The sequence below is a fragment of the Streptomyces sp. HB132 genome (genome assembly GCF_016909575.1).
Lineage (GTDB): Bacteria > Actinomycetota > Actinomycetes > Streptomycetales > Streptomycetaceae > Streptomyces.
On the sequence record NZ_JAFBGA010000002.1, the window covers coordinates 1 to 22,032 of the forward strand.

At 72.1% G+C, this 22,032-nt stretch carries 20 protein-coding genes; 7 read left to right on the forward strand and 13 right to left on the reverse strand.

Going from position 1 to position 22,032, the window contains the following annotated elements; genetic code table 11:
• Positions 1-537: 537 nt before the first annotated feature.
• From proC to JOC24_RS04380, 6 genes are all read right to left on the reverse strand, one after another.
• The gene (gene proC / locus JOC24_RS04355) at positions 538-1,347 is read right to left on the reverse strand and encodes a pyrroline-5-carboxylate reductase (RefSeq protein WP_205018772.1); all 810 of its coding nucleotides are present in this window, start codon (positions 1,345-1,347) and stop codon (positions 538-540) included.
• A 58-nt stretch (positions 1,348-1,405) separates the two neighbouring features.
• Complete coding sequence (locus JOC24_RS04360; RefSeq protein WP_205018773.1) at positions 1,406-2,164, reverse strand: ABC transporter permease; 759 nt, start codon at positions 2,162-2,164, stop codon at positions 1,406-1,408.
• Entirely contained in the window at positions 2,161-2,985 is an 825-nt protein-coding gene (locus tag JOC24_RS04365) for an ABC transporter ATP-binding protein (RefSeq protein WP_205018774.1), read from the reverse strand. The genes JOC24_RS04360 and JOC24_RS04365 overlap by 4 nt, the downstream gene beginning before the upstream one ends.
• 64 nt (positions 2,986-3,049) lie before the next feature.
• Positions 3,050-3,820: a class I SAM-dependent methyltransferase gene (locus JOC24_RS04370; RefSeq protein WP_205018775.1), complete on the reverse strand. Its 771-nt coding sequence runs from the start codon at positions 3,818-3,820 to the stop codon at positions 3,050-3,052.
• A gap of 48 nt (positions 3,821-3,868) precedes the next feature.
• Positions 3,869-4,414 (reverse strand): hypothetical protein, encoded by a 546-nt coding sequence (locus JOC24_RS04375; RefSeq protein WP_205018776.1) that lies wholly within the window; start codon positions 4,412-4,414, stop codon positions 3,869-3,871.
• A gap of 34 nt (positions 4,415-4,448) precedes the next feature.
• Positions 4,449-4,784, reverse strand: coding sequence for an SH3 domain-containing protein (locus JOC24_RS04380; RefSeq protein ID WP_205018777.1), 336 nt, complete (start codon positions 4,782-4,784; stop codon positions 4,449-4,451).
• 123 nt (positions 4,785-4,907) lie between these two features.
• On the opposite strand from JOC24_RS04380, the gene JOC24_RS04385 reads away from it, so the two are divergent.
• Complete coding sequence (locus JOC24_RS04385) at positions 4,908-7,058, forward strand: protein kinase domain-containing protein (protein ID WP_205018778.1); 2,151 nt, start codon at positions 4,908-4,910, stop codon at positions 7,056-7,058.
• A 35-nt stretch (positions 7,059-7,093) separates the two neighbouring features.
• Here JOC24_RS04385 and ilvD read toward each other — a convergent pair whose 3' ends face one another.
• The 5 genes from ilvD to JOC24_RS04410 all read right to left on the reverse strand — a co-directional run bounded on the left by ilvD (position 7,094) and on the right by JOC24_RS04410 (position 12,979).
• Complete coding sequence (gene ilvD, locus JOC24_RS04390; protein ID WP_205018779.1) at positions 7,094-8,944, reverse strand: dihydroxy-acid dehydratase; 1,851 nt, start codon at positions 8,942-8,944, stop codon at positions 7,094-7,096.
• Positions 8,945-9,088: 144 nt separating this feature from the next.
• Positions 9,089-10,351: a PQQ-binding-like beta-propeller repeat protein gene (locus tag JOC24_RS04395; protein ID WP_205018780.1), complete on the reverse strand. Its 1,263-nt coding sequence runs from the start codon at positions 10,349-10,351 to the stop codon at positions 9,089-9,091.
• A 153-nt stretch (positions 10,352-10,504) separates the two neighbouring features.
• On the reverse strand, positions 10,505-11,128 hold the full coding sequence (locus tag JOC24_RS04400) for a TetR/AcrR family transcriptional regulator (RefSeq protein ID WP_205018781.1): 624 nt from the start codon (positions 11,126-11,128) through the stop codon (positions 10,505-10,507).
• Entirely contained in the window at positions 11,125-11,937 is an 813-nt protein-coding gene (locus tag JOC24_RS04405; protein ID WP_205019311.1) for a sugar phosphate isomerase/epimerase family protein, read from the reverse strand. The genes JOC24_RS04400 and JOC24_RS04405 overlap by 4 nt, the downstream gene beginning before the upstream one ends.
• Before the next feature lie 94 nt (positions 11,938-12,031).
• The gene (locus JOC24_RS04410) at positions 12,032-12,979 is read right to left on the reverse strand and encodes a Ppx/GppA family phosphatase (RefSeq protein WP_205018782.1); all 948 of its coding nucleotides are present in this window, start codon (positions 12,977-12,979) and stop codon (positions 12,032-12,034) included.
• A 32-nt stretch (positions 12,980-13,011) separates the two neighbouring features.
• On the opposite strand from JOC24_RS04410, the gene JOC24_RS04415 reads away from it, so the two are divergent.
• The gene (locus tag JOC24_RS04415; protein ID WP_205018783.1) at positions 13,012-13,854 is read left to right on the forward strand and encodes a hypothetical protein; all 843 of its coding nucleotides are present in this window, start codon (positions 13,012-13,014) and stop codon (positions 13,852-13,854) included.
• A gap of 86 nt (positions 13,855-13,940) precedes the next feature.
• On the opposite strand, the gene JOC24_RS04420 is transcribed toward JOC24_RS04415, so the two are convergent.
• Positions 13,941-15,767, reverse strand: coding sequence for a BACON domain-containing protein (locus tag JOC24_RS04420; protein ID WP_205018784.1), 1,827 nt, complete (start codon positions 15,765-15,767; stop codon positions 13,941-13,943).
• A 134-nt stretch (positions 15,768-15,901) separates the two neighbouring features.
• Between JOC24_RS04420 and radA the strand changes: the two genes are divergently transcribed.
• Together radA and disA are read left to right on the forward strand one after the other, a co-directional pair.
• A complete protein-coding gene (gene radA, locus JOC24_RS04425) occupies positions 15,902-17,314 on the forward strand; it encodes a DNA repair protein RadA (protein WP_205018785.1) in 1,413 nt (470 codons plus the stop codon).
• Between the two features lie 80 nt (positions 17,315-17,394).
• Positions 17,395-18,519, forward strand: a complete 1,125-nt coding sequence (disA, locus tag JOC24_RS04430) for a DNA integrity scanning diadenylate cyclase DisA (protein WP_205018786.1) — start codon at positions 17,395-17,397, stop codon at positions 18,517-18,519.
• A gap of 85 nt (positions 18,520-18,604) precedes the next feature.
• On the opposite strand, the gene JOC24_RS04435 is transcribed toward disA, so the two are convergent.
• A complete protein-coding gene (locus JOC24_RS04435) occupies positions 18,605-19,423 on the reverse strand; it encodes a hypothetical protein (protein ID WP_205019312.1) in 819 nt (272 codons plus the stop codon).
• 259 nt (positions 19,424-19,682) lie between these two features.
• Here JOC24_RS04435 and JOC24_RS04440 point away from each other — a divergent pair, with 259 nt between their 5' ends.
• The 3 genes from JOC24_RS04440 to JOC24_RS04450 all read left to right on the forward strand — a co-directional run bounded on the left by JOC24_RS04440 (position 19,683) and on the right by JOC24_RS04450 (position 22,026).
• Entirely contained in the window at positions 19,683-20,585 is a 903-nt protein-coding gene (locus JOC24_RS04440; protein ID WP_205018787.1) for an A/G-specific adenine glycosylase, read from the forward strand.
• A gap of 176 nt (positions 20,586-20,761) precedes the next feature.
• The gene (locus JOC24_RS04445) at positions 20,762-21,346 is read left to right on the forward strand and encodes a SigE family RNA polymerase sigma factor (protein WP_205018788.1); all 585 of its coding nucleotides are present in this window, start codon (positions 20,762-20,764) and stop codon (positions 21,344-21,346) included.
• A complete protein-coding gene (locus JOC24_RS04450) occupies positions 21,334-22,026 on the forward strand; it encodes a hypothetical protein (protein WP_374104473.1) in 693 nt (230 codons plus the stop codon). Before JOC24_RS04445 ends, JOC24_RS04450 begins: the two co-directional genes overlap by 13 nt.
• The last annotated feature ends 6 nt before the right edge of the window (positions 22,027-22,032 follow it).

The window sequence follows — 22,032 nt, forward strand, 5'->3', positions numbered from 1 at the left end:
TTCACCGGGGCCCTCCGGGCGCTTCCCTTCGTTCTTGCGTTTCCGACTCTATCAGACTCTTTCGTGTCCGATTCCCGGCCGAAGCGGGTCACTGCCTTTTCGCTTTCCAGTTCTTCGCTTTCGCGTTTCCCTTTCCGGCGAGTCCGACTCTATCAGATCCTTTCGGGCCTGATTCCCAGTCAGCGGGGTTCGTCCTCCCGGCCTTCGGCCGTTCCGACGAGTGAGACATTAGCGGAATCCCCGGCCCCGACGCTAATCGGGTCACCTTCGAACACTGATTCCTCATTTCGCACGTGCGCACCCATAAACGCACGACAGAAGTCGCTCGTTCTGAGTGGTTACTGCGGAATCGCTGTCCGGGGACCGACCGGAGTCGACGCTCACGTCGGACAACTCGGAGCACACTACGGTTCGGTGGAGGGCGTGTCAACCCCCTCCTCTTCGCCCCTGCTGTGGGCGGCGGACCCGCCGCCATGAGGTCGCAAGGGGGCGGGTCCGGAAGCGCGGGAGTTGGGGCCGGGGTGGGATGCCCGCAGGTCAGCCGTTGCCCGAGGCCAGCTCACGGCTGCGGTCGCGGGCGGCTTCGAGCGCCGCGATGAGGGCGGCGCGTACGCCGTGGTTCTCCAGCTCCCGGATGGCACTGATGGTCGTGCCGGCCGGGCTGGTGACGGCCTCGCGGAGCTTGACCGGATGTTCGCCGCTGTCCCGGAGCATGACGGCCGCTCCGATGGCGGCCTGGACGATCAGGTCGTGGGCCTGGGCTCGGGGCAGACCGAGCAGGATGCCGGCGTCGGTCATCGCCTCGACGAGGAAGTAGAAGTACGCGGGGCCCGAGCCGGACAGCGCGGTTGCCGCGTCCTGCTGGGACTCCGGGACCCGGAGCGTCTTCCCCACGCCGCCGAAGATCGACTCTGCGTGGCCGAGGTGCTCGGCGGTGGCGTGGCTGCCCGCGGAGATGACGGACATGCCCTCGTCCACCAGCACCGGGGTGTTCGGCATGACGCGTACGACCGGGGTGCCCGTGGCGAGGCTGTCCTCGATGAACCCGGTGGTGATGCCCGCGGCCGCGCTGATGACCAGGCGGTCGGGGCTCAGGTGGGGGGCGAGCTCGTCCAGGAGCCGGCCCATGTCCTGGGGCTTGACCGCGAGGATGAGGATGTCTGCGCTCTTGGCGGCCTCGGCGTTGGTGACGGCCTCGACGCCGTACCGGGTACGGAGCTTCTCGGCGCGCTCGGGGCGGCGGGTGGTCACCAACAGGTCACCGGCCCGCCAGCCGGCCCGGATCATGCCGCTGAGCAGGGCCTCGCCGATCTTTCCTGTGCCGAGGACTGCGACTGTCTGGGTCATGCGGTTCATCCTCCGGGTGGCGGTACGCGTCGTGGTTCGCCATCCTCGCACCGCGCCGTCAGGTGGTGCGGCGCCTGAGGGTGGCCGCGCCCAGGCAGAGGACGAGCAGCGCACTGCCGGCGACGACGAGGACGTCCCGGTAGAAGTCGCCGGTGATGTCGGTCCGGGTGAGGACCTCGTTCATCCCGTCGACTGCGTACGACATCGGCAGCACGTCGGAGACGGTTTCGAGTACGGGGTGCATCTGGTCGCGCGGTGTGAACAGCCCGCAGAGCAGCAGTTGCGGGAAGATCACGGCGGGCATGAACTGCACCGCCTGGAATTCGGACGCGGCGAAGGCGGAGACGAACAGGCCGAGTGCCGTGCCGAGGAGCGCGTCGAGCAGGGCGACCAGGAGCAGCAGCCAGGGGGAGCCGACCACGTCGAGTCCGAGCACCCAGAGGGACATCGCGGTGGCCAGGAGGGACTGGGCGACGGCGACGGCGCCGAAGGCCAACGCGTATCCGGCGATCAGATCGCCCTTGCCCAGCGGCAGGGCGAGGAGGCGTTCGAAGGTGCCCGAGGTGCGTTCGCGGAGGGTGGCGATGGACGTCACCAGGAACATCGTGATCAGCGGGAAGATACCGAGCAGTGACGCACCGATGGCGTCGAAGGTGCCCGGGTCGCCGTCGAAGACGTAGCGCAGCAGCGTGATCATCAGGACCGGCACGAACAGCATCAGCGCGACGGTGCGGGGATCGTGGCGGAGCTGGCGCAGGACGCGTCCTGCGGTGGCGAGGGTCCGGGCCGGGCGGAGTGCGGGCGTGTCGGTGCTCATCGGGTCGTCTCCTGGCTCGCGTCGGCTTCGTCCTGTGCGGCTTCGTCCCGTGCGGCTTCGTCCCGTGCGGCCTCGGCCACCAGGCGGAGGAACGCCTCCTCGACGGTGGCGGAACCCGTACGGGCGCGGAGGGAGTCGGGCGTGTCGTCGGCGAGGATCCCGCCCTCGCGCATGAGCAGCAGCCGGTGGCAGCGCTCGGCCTCGTCCATGACGTGGGAGGAGACGAGGATCGTGGTGCCGCGGTCGGCGGCGAGGGTGTGGAAGAGGTTCCACAGGTCGCGGCGCAGTACGGGGTCGAGGCCGACGGTCGGCTCGTCGAGGACCAGCAGCTCGGGGGTGCCGAGCAGTGCGACGGCCAGGGAGACGCGGCTGAGCTGGCCACCGGAGAGGTTTCCGGCGAGGGAGTCCGCGTGGCGGGTGAGGTCGACGTCATCGACGGCGCGGGTGACGGCCTCCTCGCGGGAGGCGCGTTGGGTGCGTCCCGGCCGGAGGACGGCCGCGAAGTAGTCGAGGTTCTGCCGCACGGTGAGGTCGGTGTAGACCGACGGCGCCTGGGTGACATAGCCGACGCGTGGCCGCAGGGCCGGATGGCCTGCGGGGCGGCCGAGGACGTCGAGGGTTCCCGTGACCTTGGCCTGGGTGCCCACGACAGCCCGCATGAGCGTGGACTTGCCGCAGCCGGACGGGCCGAGGAGGCCGGTGATCCTGCCCGGCCCGACGGTGAAGTCGAGGCCGCGCAGGACCGTGCGGCCTCCCCGTACGACGGTGAGGCCGCGGGCCTCGACGGCGCTCGCGTCCCCGGTGCGCGGAGAATTCATCATGTGATGAATATTGGTCCCGCCGAAGCAGCCGCGTCAAGGGACGTGGCGTCGCCGGCCCGCGGGTTCAGCGGACCAGCACACCGAGTTCGACCACGTACCGCTCCTCGACCATGCCGTCGGGGAACACGGCGGCCAGGTGGCCGCGCTCCCGGTCCATGAACCGGCGGGTGGACCGCTCACCTGCCGCGCCGAGCACGAGGAAGGCGGAGTGGGTGGCGAGGTTGGCGAGATGCGCGTCGACGGACACCGTCCGGGACCACCGCAGCAGCCGTTTCTCGAAGCCGCCGCCGGAGAGCTGGGAGAGGTTCCGTGAATCGGCGCCGCCCGGTGTGCCGTGGGCGCTGTCGCCCCCGCCGAGTTGACGGCGCAACCGCTCGCCCTGGTCAACGACCCACGGGACGGAGTAGTCGGAGACGTTCCACCAGAGCGCCAGCGCGCCGCCGGGGCGCAGGACGCGGAGCGCCTCGGAGAGTGCCCGGTCGGGGTCGGTCCAGTGCCAGGCCTGGGCGTAGGTGATCAGGTCGGCCGACGCGGTGGCGAGGGGGAGGCGGTTGCCGTCACCCCGGACGACGGGCACGGTGGGCAGCGTCCGGCGCAGTTCCCCCGCCATGCCGGGACCCGGCTCGACGGCGGTGACCCGGGCGCCGCGCGCGTGCAGCAGCCGGGTGGCGATGCCCGTGCCGGCGCCGACGTCGGCGGTGCGCGCGCCGCTCAGCGGGCGGCCGGTCAACTCCTCGACTGTGTCCAGGAGTTCGGGCGGGTATCCGGGGCGCGACGCTGCGTAGAGGGCGGCGGCGCTGTCGAAGGAGAGGGCTCGGGGCACGGATGCAGACATGCGTTCATCGTGCCCGCGCCCAGCCGTGCGCGGGGTGGTTGCCCCGAACTACCCGCGCCCGGAGCGCTTCGCCTTGCCGCCCTTGCGGGCAGCGGGGTTGCCGGTCCGGGACGAGCGGCGCTTCACGTACTGGGCGAGCGCGGTCTCGTACTCCTCGCGGCGCAGTCCCTCGCCCGGCGCCTCCCGCAGCGAGCGGATGAAGTAGGCGAGGATCGAGCCGATGAAGCCGATCGTCTTGAGGCCGCGCAGCCTGTCCTCGTGGGCCGGGTCGGCGGGGCGGCGGGTGAAGCCCTCCCAGGTCTTGCGGAAGGCGATAGCGCTGCACACCGCGAACATCAGCACGACGAGCATGCCGACCAGGCCGCCGACCTCGGCGATCTCCAGGCCCTGGTAGGCGAAGCGCAGCACGAAGCACGCGACGACGGCCGCGACGAGCGAGCCGAGGGCGACGCCCACCCGCCGCAGCCCGTACCCGCCGTCGCGGTCGACCCAGGTCGTACCGAAGAAACGGAGGGTTTCGGGCTGCGGCCCCGGCGTGGTGCCGCTGGTGGGCGCGGCCGAGGACGTTCCGGGGGCTTCGCTTTTCTCGCTCACGGAACCGATTATCCCCGAACGCGCCCCGGCTCCGTCAGTCGCAGCGCGTAGCGACGTAGCCGTCACTGCCCGTCTTGACGTAGGCGTCCGACACGAACTGGCCGTTGGCGATGTTGTCCCAGAGGTTCGAGGTGCCGTACGGGCCGGACACCCGCTCCCCCGGCTTCTGGCAGTACACCGGGACGCTCATCCCGTACGGCAGGGTCCTGACGATCCCGTACTGCGTGCCGGGTCCCCTGCGGACGTTGACCCGGTAGCCGGGCGCGATCGGGTAGACGAAGGCGTCCGCGGCGAGCGTCGTCGCCTCCGCCGCGACGACCGCCTCGGTGTCCGTGGTGACTGTTCCGGCGCTGTTCTCTTCAACACCCATGAGGGCCTCCCCCGTTGAAAGCAATGCGTGTGACGCGCAGGCTAACAAGCCCCCCTCGCCTCGCACGCACCATCGACTAGGCTCCGTGCGTCGCGCTTGCGCACGAACACACGGGGGTGGGCGATGCCGCCGCTGCGAGGGACCGGATCACATCCGGAAGCGGAGCATCCTGAGTACGCCGGGCAGTACAGGCTCGAGGCATGCCTCGGAGCGGGTGGCATGGGTGTCGTACACCTGGCGCGCTCCGCCTCCGGGCTGCAGCTCGCGGTGAAGGTGGTGCACCGCCAGTACGCGGCGGACCCTGAGTTCAGAGCGCGTTTCCGGCAGGAGGTCGCGGCCGCCCGACGGGTCAGCGGGGCCTTCACGGCGCCGGTCGTGGACGCCGATCCGGCAGCCGCACTGCCCTGGATGGCCACCCTGTACGTGCCCGGCCCGACGCTCTCCGCGCAGGTGAAGCGGAACGGGCCGATGAGCCCCGCGGAGCTGCGCAGGCTCACGGCCGGGCTCGCCGAGGCACTGCGCGACATCCACCGGGCCGGTGTCATCCACCGGGACCTCAAGCCGAGCAACGTGCTGCTCCCCGACTCCGGGCCCAAGGTCATCGACTTCGGGATCTCCCGGCCGTACGACAGTGATCTCCGCACGGAGACGGGCAAGCTGATCGGCTCACCCCCTTACATGGCGCCCGAGCAGTTCCAGCGGCCCCGCGAGGTCGGGCCGGCCGCTGACGTGTTCGCGCTCGGGGCGGTACTGGTGCACGCGGCGACGGGCCGGGGGCCCTTCGACTCGGACAGCCCGTACCTCGTCGCCTACCAGGTGGTGCACCACGAGGCCGATCTCGCCGGCGTACCGGCGGATCTCGCGCCCCTGGTCGGGCGTTGCCTGGCCAAGGATCCCGCGGAGCGTCCCACCCCGGACGAGATCATGGCCGCGCTGCACCCCCCGTCGTACGAGGCGGCCGCCTTCATACCCGTCCAGCGCAGGCCGCTCGCCGTGGAGTCCGGAGCGGCGGACGAGGAGGGGGCCACCACCCATGTGCGGGCGACGGACGGCCTGCCCTCGGGACCCGGGACGGCCGAGGGCCCCCGCAGGTGGCGCCGGCTCGCGGTCGTGGCCACCGCGCTGCTGCTGGTGGCCGGAGGTCTCTGGGCCGCCGCGGCCCGGGGCGGCCCGGAGGCGCGGGAGGACGCTGTGCACGAAGGCCGCGCGACGGCCTTCACGCCCTGGCGTACGCCGCTGCGCTCGCCGGGCGGCTCCACGCCGTCGTGCGCGCCGGGGCCCGCCGGTCAGGGTTCCGCTCTGTACTGCGTCTCCGCCGGTTTCGGCCTGGCCCGGCTGGACGCGTCGGACGGCCGGGTGGTCTGGGCGCACCGCGACACGTCACCGGCCCCGGTGTCCGGAGCAGCGATGTCCGGCGAGGCGGCCTGCGTCGTGGTGGGCGAGGAGTTCCGGGCGTACTCCCCGGGCGAGGGCACGGAACTGTGGCACACGGACCTCTCCGCCTACTCCGACGCCCCCGTCCCGGCCGGCGACCTCCTGCTGGCGGTCCGCCGGGACGGGACACTCGAGGCGCTGGACGCGGCGACCGGTGAATCCCGCTGGCGGCGCACCGTACCGGGGCACGTGAATCCGGGTTACGCGCTGTACGAGGCCGGGACCGGTCTCGCGTACGTGTACGAGAGCTCCGCCCAGGGGGCCACCACCCTGGTCACGGCCGTCGACGCGGGGACCGGCGACACCGCCTGGCAACGCGGGCTGGACGGGATCCTCACACCGGCCGGGACATCGGACGGGCAGCTCCTGCTGACCGCCATGAACGAGAAGTCCCAGACCACCGCCCTGATCCGCTACGACCCGAGGACGCGGAGCGCGACCCGCATCGCGCTGCCCCTGCGGATGAACGCACCGGAGACCGTGGTGGACGGGGACACCGCCCTGCTGCTGGAGCGCGGCGGAACGCTGCTCGCCCTCGATGTCCGTGCGGGTGCCGGGCCGGCCGAGCTGTGGCGGCTGGAGACGGCGGTCGGAACGACTTCGGCGCCGGTACTCGGGGCGGGCGGTCGGCTGTACTTCTCCGCCACCGACGGGCGGCTGCTCGCCGTCGACACGAAGCGTGGAACGCTGCTCGGCCAGACGCGCCCCCGGCTGAGGAACGGGAAGCTCATCCACGCCTCCTCACTGCCGGCCCCCGTCGTCCTGGGCCGGAGCGTGATCGGCACCGCGCCGGACGGTTCCGTCTTCGCCGTGGACGCGGACGGCCCCGCCCGCTGGTGAACCCGGGGACGGGGCCGGACAGAAGCCGCTGAGGGTCAGCCGAGCTTGGAGACGTCGCGGACGGCGCCCCGGTCGGCACTGGTGGCCATCGCCGCGTACGCCCGGAGAGCGGCCGAGACCTTGCGGTCGCGGTTCTTCGGCGCGTACACGCCGTTCAGCGCCTCGCGGCGGGCGGCGAGGTCCTCGTCGGCGACGAGCAGCTCGATCGAACGGTTCGGGATGTCGATCCGGATCCGGTCGCCGTCCTCCACCAGCGCGATCGTGCCGCCGGACGCCGCCTCGGGCGAGGCGTGCCCGATGGAGAGGCCGGAGGTGCCGCCGGAGAACCGGCCGTCGGTGACGAGGGCGCAGGTCTTGCCGAGGCCCCGGCCCTTCAGGAAGGAGGTGGGGTAGAGCATCTCCTGCATGCCGGGGCCGCCGCGCGGGCCCTCGTAGCGGATGACGACGACGTCGCCGTCCTTGATCTCCTTGCGGAGGATCTTGTCGACGGCGTCGTCCTGCGACTCGCAGACGACGGCCGGGCCCTCGAAGGTCCAGATCGACTCGTCGACGCCGGCCGTCTTCACGACACAGCCGTCCACAGCGAGGTTGCCCTTGAGGACCGCGAGACCGCCGTCCTTGGAGTACGCGTGCTCCAGGTCGCGGATACAGCCGCCGGCCGCATCCAGGTCGAGGGTGTCCCAGCGCTCGGACTGCGAGAAGGCCGTCGCCGAGCGGACGCAGCCGGGAGCCGCGTGCCAGAGCTCGACGGCCTCGGGCGACGGGGAGCCGCCGCGGACGTCCCAGTTCTTCAGCCACTCGGCGAGGGTGTCGGAGTGCACCGAGTGCACGTCCTCGTTGAGGAGGCCGGCGCGGTGCAGCTCGCCGAGGAGGGCGGGGATGCCACCGGCCCGGTGGACGTCCTCCATGTAGTACGTGCCGCCGGGCGCGACGTTGGGGGCGACCTTGGACAGACAGGGCACGCGGCGCGAGACCTCGTTGATGTCGTCGAGGTCGTAGTCGAGCTCGGCCTCCTGCGCCGCGGCGAGCAGGTGCAGGATCGTGTTGGTCGAGCCGCCCATGGCGATGTCGAGCGCCATGGCGTTGTCGAAGGCGGCGCGGGTGCCGATGGCCCGGGGCAGGACGGTCTCGTCGTCCTGCTCGTAGTAGCGCCGGGTGATGTCGACGACCGTGCGGCCCGCGTCCTCGTACAGCGCCTTGCGGGCGGTGTGCGTGGCGAGGACGGAGCCGTTGCCGGGGAGGGAGAGGCCGAGGACCTCGGTCAGGCAGTTCATCGAGTTGGCGGTGAACATGCCCGAACAGCTGCCGCAGGTGGGGCAGGCGTTCTCCTCGATGCGGAGGATGTCCTCGTCGGAGATGCTCTCGTCGACCGCGTCACTGATCGCGTTGACCAGGTCGAGCTTGCGGACCGTGCCGTCGACGAGGGTGGCCTTGCCGGCCTCCATCGGACCGCCGGAGACGAACACCGTGGGGATGTTGAGGCGCATGGCGGCCATCAGCATGCCGGGGGTGATCTTGTCGCAGTTGGAGATGCAGATCAGGGCGTCGGCGCAGTGGGCCTCGACCATGTACTCGACGCTGTCCGCGATGAGGTCGCGGGAGGGCAGGCTGTAGAGCATGCCGTTGTGTCCCATGGCGATGCCGTCGTCCACCGCGATGGTGTTGAACTCGCGGGGCACCGCGCCCGCCGCCTTGATCGCCTCGGAGACGATCCGGCCGACGGGGGCGAGGTGGGTGTGGCCCGGGACGAACTCGGTGAAGGAGTTGGCCACCGCGATGATCGGCTTGCCAATGTCCTCACTGGCTACGCCGGACGCCCGCATAAGGGCGCGGGCGCCCGCCATGTTGCGGCCGTGGGTGACAGTGCGGGACCTCAGCTGGGGCATCGTCTCTCGCTCCTTCGACAGAAAAGACTGCCTTTGAGCGTACGCCTCCGGTGCCAAGATCTGGACATCCCGTCCGGAATGCGGGACGGCCTGCTCAGTGGGCGGGCAGGGGGAGGAACCGCCCGCCCCCTCCCCGCGGCCCGGTCACACCGCCGGAAGCGCCAGCAGGCGACCGCCGTGGAGGGCGGCCAGCCGCTTGCCGCCGGAGACCATATACCACGGGTCGATCGCCCCCGAGCCGTCGTTGAAGGTCCAGCGCAGCTTCCCGTCACGCGCGTCGTAGGCCTGGACGCCGCCGTCCTGGTCGAACTCCGTCGCCCCGTAGAGGGTGTCCCCCACCTTGGCGAACTGGAGCGGGACCGAGACCTCCAGCAGGTCGGCGTTGTGCCACCGCCGCTTGCCGGTGGCGGGATCGACGGCCCACAGGGCGTGGGCACTGTCCGAGGCGTAGAGCACCCCTTCGAGGACGGTCGGCCCGTTGAACGTGTCGAACTCCTCGGTCTCCAGCGCCCAGCGCTCGGCACCGTCGTCCAGGGCGTACGAGCGCAGGTGCCTGCCGTCGGCGACGAAGACCGCCCCGTCGTGGACGGTGATCCTCTCGAAGTTGGACCTGCTGATCTTCTTCGACCACAGCTGCCGTCCGGTCGCGGTGTCGCGGACGGTCAGGTTCTCGCGGTGGTCGGTGTAGGCGAGACGCTCGCCGAGCAGCGCGGAGGTGAGGCCGGACTCCTCGGTCCCGGTGTCGCGCTTCTCGCTCCAGACGGCCTTGCCGGTACGGATGTCGATGGCGGCGATCACGTTGGTCCGGGAGCTGAGGTCCTTCTCCAGGATGCCCGCGATCACGTACACGCGTTCGGTGTCGGCGCCGATGGGCCGCGGCTGGGCGTACCGCCCGTCCAGGCGGCTGCGCCAGGTCTCCTTGCCGGTGGCCGGGTCGAGCCCCACGAGATCGCCGTCGTACTCGCCGCTGGCCAGATAGAGCGTGTCCCCGCCCATGATCAGCCGCGCGCCCGGCTGGGCGGCGCCCGGCAGCGACCACAGCTTCTTGCCGGTGGCGAGGTCCCGTGCCGTCAGGGGGTCGTCGGCGACCAGCACCACGTTCCCCACGACGGCCAGCACCTCGTCGCTGCCGAGGGAGCCCACCCCGGTCGACTCCTGCCACAGGGCGCGCGGCGCGGTCCCGGCGGGCGGTGTGGTGAACGCGTCACCGCCGCCCTTGCCGCTCCCGCCGGGCTTCGGGTTTCCGGCACCGCCGGAGGCGTCGGCCTCCTCGGGCCCGCACGCCGTCGTCACCGCCCCGGTCAGGACGAGGCCCAGTCCCACGCCGGCCATCCGCAGCAGCCTCCGGCGGGGCAGGGCGCCGTCCGCCCCGCGTCCGTCAGGCCCGCGTACATCTCGAGTGGCCATGGCCGTCTCCCCCGCTTGTCGTTCACCACGTACGTCCGGCTCGCTTGATCCCGCACAGCCAACCATCGAAATTCGGCCACGCCGGCGGCTGATACGGATTCGCGACATCGTTGTGAAGCCACCGGCACAGCGGTCACACAGGCAGGACCTGGATCACCGGTCGCCCAGATAGCGCTGGAGCGTGGGGGCGACCATCTCGATGATCTTCTCCGGGTCCGCCGATGCCAGGGGTTCCGCCCGGATCACGTACCGGAGGATCGCGATACCGATCATGTGCGAGGCCGCGAGTTCCGCACGGAAGGTCGGGTCCGGCACGTCGAGGTCCGCCGCGATCCGCTCCAGCAGCCTGCGCAGCACGAAGCCGCGCAGCACCTTCGCCGCCGCCTCGTGCGTGAGTGCGGAGCGGAGGATCGCCAGCAGCGGCGCGCGGGACGCCGGGTCCTCCCACACGCCGATGAAATACCTGGCCAGCCGTTCCCCGACGTCCTCCGAGGAACGGCCCAGGACGGCGGGGACGACGAGCGCGGGTTCGAAGGAGAGCTCGATGGCCGCGGCGAAGACCTCGTCCTTCGTGCCGAAGTAGTGGTGGACCAGGGCGGCGTCGACGTCCGCCGCCCTGGCGATGCCACGGACCGACGTCTTGTCGTAGCCGCGCTCGGCGAATTCCGTGCGGGCCGCCTCCAGGATCCGGGTCCGCGCGTCGGGGCCGTCCGTGCGCGTCGTACGGGAGGGGCGGCCCCTGCGCCGTGGGGCCGGGCCGTCGGCGCCGGCGGTCACGGCCGGGGCGCCTGCGCCGACGACGCCAGGTGGAGTCGGGTGAAGGCGAGCGCCTCCGCGAGATCGGCCTCGCGTTCGGCCGACGACATGGCACGGCGGGTGTTGACCTCGATGACCACATGGCCGTCGAAGCCGGTGCGCGCCAGCCGCTCCAGCAGTTCCGCGCACGGCTGGTCGCCCCGGCCGGGCACCAGGTGCTCGTCCTTGTTGGAGCCCTTGCCGTCGGCGAGGTGGACGTGGGCGAGCCGGTCGCCCATCCGGTCCACCATGGCCAGGCTGTCGGTTCGCGCGGTCGCGGTGTGCGAGAGGTCCACGGTGAAGTGCCGGTAGTCGTCGTTGCTGACGTCCCAGGCGGGGGCGTACGCGAGCATCTCGCGGTCCCGGTAGCGCCAGGGGTACATGTTCTCGACGGCGAAGCGCACATCGGTCTCGTCCGCCATGCGCCAGATGCCGGAGACGAAGTCGCGGGCGTAGTTGCGCTGCCACCGGAACGGCGGGTGGACGACCACCGCCGACGCGCCCAGCTTCTCCGCCGCGGCCCTGGCACGCTGGAGCTTCACCCACGGATCGGTGGACCAGACCCGCTGGGTGATCAGCAGACAGGGCGCGTGGATGGCCAGGATCGGCACCTGGTGGTAGTCCGACAGCCGCTTCAGCGCCTCGATGTCCTGACTTACGGGGTCGGTCCAGACCATGACCTCGACACCGTCGTAGCCCAGGCGCGCGGCGATCTCGAAGGCCGTCGCCGTCGACTCCGGATAGACGGAGGCCGTCGACAGGGCGACCTTCGCATCCGGGATGCGCACCACTGGTTCTGCCACGTGGACAGCGTACGGGCAGCGGAACGCGACGCCGAAGGAACCCGGCGACAAGTGAGAAGGACCATGAGGCGGGCGGCCGCGCTCAGGCCAGGGCGGCCTGCTCCGACGGCAGGTGGTCGAGGCGCCGCAGGATGACTCCCTCGCGCAGCGCCCAGGGGCAGATCTCCAGTTCCTCGACCCCGAACAGGTCCATCGCGCCCTCGGCGACGAGCGCGCCGGCCAGGAGCTGCGCGGCGCGCCCCTCCGTGACCCCGGGCAGGTTCCCCCGCTGTGCGACGGTCATCGCCGACAGCTTCGGCACCCACTCCTCCAGGGCCTTGCGGGTGAGGACGCGCTGCACGTACAGCCCCTCGGCGGAGCGGGCGGCGCCCGTGATCCTGGCGAGCTGGCGGAAGGTCTTGGAGGTCCCGACGACGTGGTCGGGCGGCCCCAGCCGGGTGAAGTCGCCGACCGTACGGGCGATCCCGGCGCGGACGTGGCGGCGCAGCGCGCGCACGTCCGTCGCGTCCGGCGGATCGCCCGGCAGCCAGGCCGCGGTGAGGCGGCCGGCGCCGAACGGCAGCGACACGGCGGCGTCCGGCTCCTCGTCCATCCCGTAGCCGACCTCCAGCGAACCGCCGCCGATGTCCAGGACCAGCAGCTTCCCCGCGGACCAGCCGAACCAGCGGCGGGCGGCCAGGAAGGTCAGCCGGGCCTCCTCCTCACCGCTGAGGACGGCGAGGGCGACACCGGTCTCGTCCCGCACGCGCGCCAGCACCTGGTCCGCGTTGCCCGCGTCACGCACGGCGGAGGTGGCGAAGGCCAGCACGTCCTCGCAGCCCTTGTCCTCGGCCGCCCGGAGGGCGTCGGCAACCGTCGTCACCAGTCGGTCCACGCCCTCCGGGCCGATCGCGCCCTCCGGGTCGAGGAGTTCGGCGAGCCGCAATTCCGCCTTGTGCGAGTGGGCGGGCAGCGGGCGGGCGCCGGGGTGCGCGTCGACCACCAGCAGATGCACCGTGTTCGACCCCACGTCGAGGACTCCGAGTCTCATGGGGGAACGCTACTGCGGCTTACTCTGGGCACGTGCCAAAGACGAAAAAGGCGAAGCCGGACAAAGCCACGAAGAAGCTGCGTAACTCGAAGCAGGAGACGCAGCAGCCGGAAGCTACGGGGCCCCACGGGCCCGACGAGAAGGGGCTCGACTTCGCTCGGGCCTGGGTCGAGTTCCCCGATCCCACCGACGACGAGCAGGTGTTCCGCTGCGACCTGACCTGGCTGACGTCCCGCTGGACCTGCATCTTCGGAAGCGGCTGCCAGGGCATCCAGGCCGGCCGCGCGGACGACGGCTGCTGCACGCTGGGTGCGCACTTCTCGGACAAGGACGACGAGAAGCGGGTGGCCGGGCACGTGGCACGGCTCACACCGGAGCTGTGGCAGTTCCACGACGTCGGCACGAAGACCGGCTGGGTCGGCGTCGACGAGGACGGCGAGCGCCAGACGCGGCGCTGGGAGGGCTCCTGCATCTTCCAGAACCGTCCGGGGTTCGCGGGCGGCATGGGCTGTTCCCTGCACATCCTGGCCCTCAAGGAGGGCAAGGAGCCGCTGGAGACCAAGCCGGACGTGTGCTGGCAGCTGCCGGTGCGCCGCACGTACGACTGGATCGAACGGCCCGACGACACGCGCGTGCTCCAGATCTCGATCGGGGAGTACGACCGCCGGGGCTGGGGCCCGGGCGGCCACGATCTGCACTGGTGGTGCACGTCGGCGACGTCCGCGCACGGGGCCGGCGACCCGGTCTACGTGTCCTACCGCCCCGAACTCACCGAACTGATGGGCAAGGAGGCCTACGACCGGCTGGCCGAGCTGTGCGAGCAGCGGCTGGCGTCGCTGCTGCCCATGGCCCCGCACCCGGCCGACCCGGCCTGAGGCGGCGGGGCGTACGAGGCGGGGGCGGGTGCTCGGTGGGTCTCGGAGCCTGCTCCCACTCCCCCTCAGTTCCGGTCCGTTCGGCGTCAGCCTGCCGGCCCGGAGGGCTCGCCGGGGTCCGTGGAGGGTCCGGACGACGGGCCGGGTGCGGAGGATCCGTCCGTCGGTGACGGCGTGGGGCCCGGTGTGTCCGTGGGGGGATCCGTCGGCGTGGGCGTCGGGTCCGTCGGGGTCCCGGACGGGTCCGTGGGGTCCGGGGTGGGATCCGACGAGGGTGGCGGGGAGGACGGCGTGGCGCTCGGGGGCCCCGACGGGTCCGGTGTCGGCTGCGGGCTCCCGGGGCCGGGAGGCGTGGAGCCGTAGCCGGTGATCGCGACCGCGGAACCCGAGGGGGCGAGCAGGACACGGGCACTCCACGGGCCCCTCGGCTGGGCCCCGCGGTCCACGAACACGTAGAAGGTGACGCTCCGGCCGGGGGCGACCGTGCCGGCCGTACGGCTCAGGCGCAGCCACGGGGCGTCCGCCCGGGCGGACCAGGTGACGGCTTCGTCGCCGCCCGCGGTCAGGGTGATCGCCGTACGGCCGCCGGACGAGCGGGCCGAGACCGCGAGGGAAGCCGCTCCGTCGGGGCCGGCACCGAGGCTGACGACCTCGGCGGAGACGTCCGGGCTCCGGGCTCCGTCGGTGAAACCGTCGCTCCCGTCGGGGCTGGCGTTGCCCGCGTTCTCGTAGTGGTCGTACGGATCACCGTCGTCGGGCTCCCCGTCCACGTCCGTCGCGGTGATCGAGGTGTCGCGTCCCTCGCCGGTCAGCGGCGCGCCCCGGTAGGCGGCCCACAGGGCGATCACCGGGGCGGCGACGACCGTCGCCACGACCGTCGTCGTCACGACCCGGGCGCGCAGCCGGTCCCGGCGCGCGGCGTGGTCCTTGGGGTCCATCGGGAAGCCGGTCCGGCCGAAGCGCGGGGCGCCGGCCCGGGACCGCCGGGCGTGTGTCAGGGCGACCTGCACCGAGGGCCGCGGCGCCTCGACGACGGGGAGAGCGGCGGCCGGGGTGACGGTCGCGCCCGGCCAGGGCCCGGCCGCGCCGGCCCGCTCGGCGGCGCGGCGGCAGCGCGGGCAGTCGTCGACGTGCCGGACGAGCTCCCGGCGCAGGGTGGAGGAGAGCAGCATCTGACGTGCGCCTCCGAGCCGCGCGACGACGGGGCAGTCCCCCGTCCCGACGACGGCGAGGGCGGCACGGGTGCGCTCCACCTCGCAGGCCGCACCGGCCAGGAGCTCCCGGGTGCTCCCCGGGTCGAGGCCGAGGACGGCGCCGACGGCGCGCGGGGTGAGCCCGTGGCGCACGGCGAGCTCGAGCGCCTCGCGCTGCTCGGGTGTGGTGCCCGCGGCCTCGGGCCAGGCCAGTTGTGCGAGCTCGCGGCGGCGCGCCTCGGCCACCGGTGACTCCGTGGGACGGCCGGGCTCGACGGCCTCCTCCGGAGCACCGTGCGCTCCCCGGGCCCCCGCCGCGCGCGCGCTTTCACGTCGGGCGGTCGGACGCCGGTGCGCCTGACGGCCACGCCGCTGCTCGGTGAGCGCCCGCAGGCACGCCCATCTGGCCAGGGCGTACAGCCAGGATTTACGTTCCTCCTCGGCCGCGGGGCACCGGCCGTCCTGCCGCTCGGCGATCGCGAGGACCGAGCCCAGGGCCTCGGTGGCCGCCTCGTGGTCGCAGAGCACGGAGAGGCAGTAGGTGAACAGGCCGTCGAGGTGCGGCTCGTAACGTGCGGGCGATCGCTGCGCCGACGGGCGGGCCTCGCGACGGTGCGCCCGGTGTGCGCCGGTGGTGTGGGTGTGGGTCTCCAGCCTGCTGCTCGTCACCTGGCGACCGTAGGCAGTTGTGGGCGGAACCCCGACAGCACAGTGCGACATTTAATCCTTACGGGTGACAGGCTCACTCGAAAGGGGACAGGAATCCCGTATTCCCCAGGAATTACCGCATCGGGCACATGTTCGGCCCCCGTGCCCGCGACCGGGCTGTCAGACCTCACCTATACGGTGACGCCATGGCTGCCCGTACGAAATCCACGAAGGACAGGCCGTCCTACCGCTGCACCGAATGCGGCTGGACGACCGCCAAATGGCTGGGCCGCTGCCCGGAGTGCCAGGCATGGGGGACGGTCGAGGAGTTCGGCGGCGCCCCCGCGATCCGTACGACGGCCGCCGGCCGGGTCTCCACCGCCGCCCTGCCGATCGGCCAGGTCGACAGCCGGCAGGCGACCGCGCGCTCCACCGGGGTCGGCGAGCTGGACCGGGTGCTCGGCGGAGGGCTCGTGCCGGGGGCGGTCGTGCTGTTCGCGGGCGAGCCGGGCGTGGGCAAGTCGACGCTGCTGCTGGACGTGGCCGCCAAGGCCGCGAGCGACGACCACCGCACCCTCTACGTCACGGCCGAGGAGTCCGCCAGCCAGGTGCGGATGCGGGCCGACCGGATCCGGGCGATCAACGACCACCTGTACCTGGCCGCCGAGACCGACCTCTCCGCCGTCCTGGGGCATCTGGACGCGGTCAAGCCGTCCCTCCTCGTCCTCGACTCGGTGCAGACGGTCGCCTCCCCGGAGATCGACGGCGCACCCGGCGGCATGGCACAGGTCCGCGAGGTCGCGGGGGCGCTCATCAGGGCCTCCAAGGAGCGCGGCATGTCGACGCTCCTGGTGGGCCATGTGACCAAGGACGGCGCCATCGCGGGACCGCGGCTCCTGGAGCACCTGGTCGACGTGGTGCTGTCCTTCGAGGGCGACCGGCACGCGCGCCTCCGCCTCGTACGAGGCGTCAAGAACAGGTACGGCGCCACGGACGAGGTCGGCTGCTTCGAGCTGCACGACGAGGGCATCACCGGCCTCGCCGATCCCTCCGGCCTCTTCCTCACCCGCCGTGACGAGCCCGTCCCCGGCACCTGCCTGACGGTCACCCTGGAAGGCAAGCGCCCCCTCGTCGCCGAGGTCCAGGCCCTGACGGTCGACTCACAGATCCCCTCGCCCAGGCGCACGACCTCGGGCCTGGAGACCTCCCGGGTCTCGATGATGCTGGCCGTCCTGGAACAGCGGGGCCGGATCAGCGCGCTCGGCAAGCGGGACATCTACAGCGCGACGGTGGGCGGCGTGAAGCTCACCGAACCGGCCGCGGACCTCGCGATCGCCCTCGCGCTGGCCAGTGCGGCCAGTGACACACCGCTGCCGAAGAACCTGGTCGCGATCGGTGAGGTGGGCCTCGCCGGAGAGGTCAGAAGGGTGACGGGGGTCCAGCGCAGGCTGGCGGAGGCGTACCGTCTCGGGTTCAAGCACGCCCTGGTCCCGAGGGACCCGGGGCAGGTCCCGGCAGGCATGAAGGTCACGGAGGTGGCCGACATGGGTGATGCCCTGAGAGTCCTCCCCCGCCGGTCTCGGCCGGACGGACCACAGGACGACGGCGCGCGCCGGTAGACTTTGCCCTGGTCTCGCCCGCCCGTACGAACGGTACGAGGGACGCGAGGGCACCGCCGACCTGTGACCGGAGGAGTGCAGTGGCAGCCAACGACCGGGCAGCATCGCCCGGAAAGTCCGGCCAAGGCACGGGCAACGAGGCGCTGATGCGTGCCTCGTTGAGCGCGGTCGCGCCCGGAACGGCCCTCCGTGACGGCCTGGAGCGCATTCTCCGCGGCAACACCGGCGGACTGATCGTCCTCGGCATGGACAAGACCGTCGAATCCATGTGTACCGGCGGATTCGTGCTCGACGTCGAGTTCGCCGCGACGCGCCTGCGCGAACTGTGCAAGCTCGACGGCGCGATGATCCTCGACAAGGAGATGACCAAGATCCTTCGGGCCGGCGTCCAGTTGGTCCCGGACGCCTCCATCCCCACCGAGGAGACGGGAACCCGTCACCGCACGGCGGACCGGGTCTCCAAGGCGTGCGGCTTCCCGGTGGTGTCGGTCTCCCAGTCGATGCGCCTGATCGCGGTGTACGTGGACGGCGAGCGCCGGGTCCTGGAGGAGTCCTCCGCGATCCTGTCACGCGCCAATCAGGCGCTGGCCACCCTGGAGCGCTACAAGCTCAGGCTGGACGAGGTCGCAGGGACCCTCTCCGCGCTGGAGATCGAGGACCTGGTGACGGTCCGGGACGTGACGGCCGTCTCGCAGCGGCTGGAGATGGTGCGCCGGATCGCGACCGAGATCGCCGAGTACGTGGTGGAGCTGGGCACCGACGGACGACTCCTGGCGCTCCAGCTGGACGAGCTGATCGCCGGTGTGGAGCCCGAGCGGGAGCTGGTCGTCCGCGACTACGTGCCCGAGCCGACCGCGAAGCGGTCCCGTACGGTCGCGGAGGCGCTGGCCGAGCTCGACACGCTCACCCACACCGAACTGCTCGAACTTCCCGTCGTGGCACGGGCACTGGGTTACAGCGGTTCGCCGGAGACGCTGGACTCGGCGGTTTCCCCGAGGGGTTACCGGCTGCTCGCGAAGGTACCGCGACTGCCCGGGACGATCATCGAGCGGCTGGTGGAGCACTTCGGCGGCCTGCAGAAGCTGCTCGCCGCGAGCGTCGACGACCTCCAGGCCGTGGACGGGGTCGGGGAGGCACGGGCCCGGAGCGTGCGGGAGGGACTCTCGCGGCTGGCGGAGTCGTCGATCCTGGAGAGGTACGTCTGAGGGCTGCCCTCTGACGGGCCACCGCCGGTCGCGCCGCCTCCGGGCGGCGGATGCGGGCCCGCCGCAGGGCGGTGCCCCGCAGCCGTCAGTCCTTGGCCAGCACGAACGAGGCGCGCTGGACGCTCTCGCCCGGCACCTCGGCCTCCAGCAGGTACGTCCCCGGGGCCGCGGACCGGACGGGCGGGGTCGCGCACCCGGGTGCGCTCCCCTTGCGGTCCCACTTCACGGTATGGACGACCGTCGCTCCCGCCGGGATCCTCAGGAAGAGGGCTCCGGCCTTCGGGCAGTCCTTGGTGGACCACACCTTCTCGTCGTCCTCGCCCGCTTCGGTGATCGTGAGCACCGCGTTCTTCGGGCCGAAGTCGGCCTTGCAGTCCGCGGACGAGGTGTTCCTGGCGCTCAGCCGGAACGTCGGCTTGTCGTCGGGTCCGTAACTGTTGTCGGTCTTCAGGCTCAACCGCAGCACGGCGGCAGTGCAGTCGGGGAGCGACGAGCCCGCCGGCACCTGCTGGCCGCCCGTGCTTCCGCCGGTGGTGCCCGCGCTCGTACCCGCTGACGCGGAGCCGCCCGCTCCCCCGGCGTCCGACCCGGCCGACCCTGACGAGCCGCCGGCTCCGGTACCCCCGGCGTCCTCGCCGGAGCCCCCGTCCGTGCCGGAGCCCTCCGACTCGTCGCGCCCGCCCGGCGGTTGGCCGAGGTCCGGGCCGGAGCTCGAGGGCCCGGGAGTGATGGACGGCGCGGGATCGGAGTCCCCCGGCTTGCCGTCGTCGTGCCCGCCGCCGCTGCCGCCACCCGAGGTGACGGCCCACGCGACCAGCGCCGCGAGCAGCGCGATCACGAGAACCGCTACCGCTCTCCGACGCCAGTAGATGCTGGAGGGAAGCGGACCGACCGGATTGCGCATAGAACCCACGGACCGAACTGTACGAGAGTTCCTGCCCAACTCCGGCCCACAACCGCCGCTCTGATCGACAAGTTTTCCGGATCATCATCATGCGACGGGCCACTCCTGGCAATTCCGTCCGTTTTGCACCGGATAGGGTGCGTCCGCGCCGCACGAAGGGACAGAACGGGTGGCTTTATCACTCATAGAGCCCTTGCCCGGACCGACACACCTGGAGCCGTGCCCGACATCCCGCCTTTCGTGCCAGGATCGTCGGGCGATGACTGCAACGACTGCGACACAGACGATCCCCGCTTCCCTCCATACACCCGTCATCGGGTGGTTCGAGCAGCACGCCCGCGACCTGCCCTGGCGCCGCCCCGAAGCGGGCGCCTGGGGTGTGATGGTGAGCGAGTTCATGCTCCAGCAGACCCCGGTGAACCGCGTGCTTCCGGTCTACGAGCAGTGGATGGCCCGCTGGCCGCGCCCGGCCGACCTGGCCGCCGACGCACCGGGCGAAGCCGTCCGTACCTGGGGCCGGCTCGGCTACCCCAGGCGCGCGCTGCGGCTGCACGGGGCGGCGCAGGCGATAACGGAACGTCATGGCGGCGACGTACCGAGTGAGCACGGGCAGTTGCTCGCGCTGCCAGGGATCGGGGAGTACACGGCCGCGGCCGTGGCCTCGTTCGCATACGGGCAGCGCCACGCGGTGCTGGACACGAACGTCCGCAGGGTGTTCGCCAGGGCCGCCACCGGTATCCAGTACCCGCCGAACGCGACCACCGCGGCCGAGCGCAAGCTCGCCCGTGCCCTGCTCCCCGAGGAGGAGGGGCGCGCCGCCAGTTGGGCGGCGGCCACGATGGAACTCGGCGCTCTCGTGTGCACCGCGAAGAACGAGGACTGCACGCGCTGCCCGATCGCCGGACAGTGCGCCTGGCGGCTGGCCGGGAAGCCCGCCCACCAGGGACCGCCGCGCCGCGGCCAGACCTACGCCGGTACGGACCGGCAGGTGCGGGGCCGGCTGCTCGCGGTGCTGCGTGACGCGGTCACGCCGGTGCCGCAGTCCGCGCTGGACTCGGTGTGGGAGGAGCCCGTGCAGCGGGCGCGCGCCCTGGACGGGCTCGTCGCCGACGGCCTGGTCGAACCCCTGGCGAACGGCCGGTACCGGCTGCCCATGACGTGACCCAGACCCCGGCGCACGGCTGTCCACGGCTGTTACACAACCGATGGACAGCCGTGCGTTCGCGTACGGCTGCTCCGCACACCCTCGTGACAACGCCTCCGTAACGTCACCGGACGTCGGAAGGGGTCCACCCGGCCGACGGCGGTATACGGGGAACCACGGCGGAGGCGGTTGTGATGGCGCAGGGCGAGGTGCTCGGATTCGAGGAGTACGTACGGACCCGGCAGGACGCGCTGTTGCGCAGCGCACGTCGCCTCGTGCCCGATCCCGTGGACGCGCAGGACCTGCTGCAGACCGCTCTCGTGCGCACCCTCGGCCGCTGGGACGGCATCGCCGACAAGTCCCTCGCCGACGCCTATCTGCGTCGCGTCATGATCAACACGCGTACGGAGTGGTGGCGGGCCCGCAAGCTCGACGAGGTGCCCACCGAGCAACTCCCCGACGCGAGCGTCGACGACGGCGCCGAACAGCGCGCCGACCGCGCCCTCCTCATCGACGTTCTCGGGGTCCTGGCTCCGAAGCAGCGCAGCGTCGTCGTGCTGCGACACTGGGAGCAGATGAGCACGGAGGAGACGGCCGCGGCGCTCGGCATGTCCGCCGGTACGGTGAAGAGCACGCTGCACCGCGCCCTGGCACGACTGCGCCAGGAGCTGGAGGACCGTGCGGCCCGGAGCCGTGAGGCCGAGGAGACACTCGCGCGGATACCTTCGCAGCGGAACAGGCGTCATGACGAGCGGGGGCAGGAGCGGTGCGCGGCCTGAAGGGCAGTGGAGGGGGCACGACCGGCCTCGGGGGACTCGGGGCCGGCCTGGCGGCGGGTGGCACGGCGGCGGCCGGGCTCGCCGCCTTCATGCTGCTCTGCACCGGCTGTGCCGCGGGTGGCACGGGCACGCGGGACGAGGGCCCGGCGAGCACGCAGCAGGTCGCCGGGTCGACGCCGTCGAACGCTGTCGCCACCGGGACGGCGAAGCCCGTCCCACGGGTCGACGCGGTGACGCTCCTCAAGGGCGACCCCGAGGTGAGCCGGCAGCTGAAGGAGGACCTGAAGCCCTGCGCCGGTGACGAGTACCCGGTCGACACCTCCTACGGGACGGTCACCGACGGCTCGGCCACCGATGTCGTGGTCAACGTGATGACCTGCGGTGACTCGGTCGGCGTCGGCACGTACGTCTACCAGCGGCGCTCCGACGGTTCGTACGGGAACGTCTTCGCCTCGGAGGTGCCCGCGGTCTACGGCACCATCGACCGCGGTGATCTGGTGGTGACGACGCAGGTGTACGGGTCGAAGGACTCGGTCGCGTACCCCTCGGGCGAGGACGTCGTGACCTACCACTGGACCGCCGGCCGGTTCTCCGAGACCGACCGGGTGCACAACGTCTTCAACCGGGCCGTCGGCAGCGGGGAGGGCGCCCTCCCCGCACCCCAGACGACGCAGAACTGAGAGCCG

What these genes read in the sequence shown, in the direction of transcription:
- JOC24_RS04370 (WP_205018775.1), bottom strand. Translation starts at nt 3,820, where the DNA reads ATGTCTGCATCCGTGCCCCGAGCCCTCTCCTTCGACAGCGCCGCCGCC.
- ilvD (WP_205018779.1), bottom strand. Translation starts at nt 8,944, where the DNA reads ATGCCCCAGCTGAGGTCCCGCACTGTCACCCACGGCCGCAACATGGCG.
- radA (WP_205018785.1), top strand. Translation starts at nt 15,902, where the DNA reads ATGGCTGCCCGTACGAAATCCACGAAGGACAGGCCGTCCTACCGCTGC.
- JOC24_RS04410 (WP_205018782.1), bottom strand. Translation starts at nt 12,979, where the DNA reads ATGAGACTCGGAGTCCTCGACGTGGGGTCGAACACGGTGCATCTGCTG.
- proC (WP_205018772.1), bottom strand. Translation starts at nt 1,347, where the DNA reads ATGACCCAGACAGTCGCAGTCCTCGGCACAGGAAAGATCGGCGAGGCC.
- JOC24_RS04440 (WP_205018787.1), top strand. Translation starts at nt 19,683, where the DNA reads ATGACTGCAACGACTGCGACACAGACGATCCCCGCTTCCCTCCATACA.
- JOC24_RS04435 (WP_205019312.1), bottom strand. Translation starts at nt 19,423, where the DNA reads ATGCGCAATCCGGTCGGTCCGCTTCCCTCCAGCATCTACTGGCGTCGG.
- JOC24_RS04395 (WP_205018780.1), bottom strand. Translation starts at nt 10,351, where the DNA reads ATGGCCACTCGAGATGTACGCGGGCCTGACGGACGCGGGGCGGACGGC.
- JOC24_RS04420 (WP_205018784.1), bottom strand. Translation starts at nt 15,767, where the DNA reads ATGTCGCACTGTGCTGTCGGGGTTCCGCCCACAACTGCCTACGGTCGC.
- JOC24_RS04360 (WP_205018773.1), bottom strand. Translation starts at nt 2,164, where the DNA reads ATGAGCACCGACACGCCCGCACTCCGCCCGGCCCGGACCCTCGCCACC.
- JOC24_RS04385 (WP_205018778.1), top strand. Translation starts at nt 4,908, where the DNA reads ATGCCGCCGCTGCGAGGGACCGGATCACATCCGGAAGCGGAGCATCCT.
- JOC24_RS04445 (WP_205018788.1), top strand. Translation starts at nt 20,762, where the DNA reads ATGGCGCAGGGCGAGGTGCTCGGATTCGAGGAGTACGTACGGACCCGG.
- JOC24_RS04365 (WP_205018774.1), bottom strand. Translation starts at nt 2,985, where the DNA reads ATGATGAATTCTCCGCGCACCGGGGACGCGAGCGCCGTCGAGGCCCGC.
- JOC24_RS04380 (WP_205018777.1), bottom strand. Translation starts at nt 4,784, where the DNA reads ATGGGTGTTGAAGAGAACAGCGCCGGAACAGTCACCACGGACACCGAG.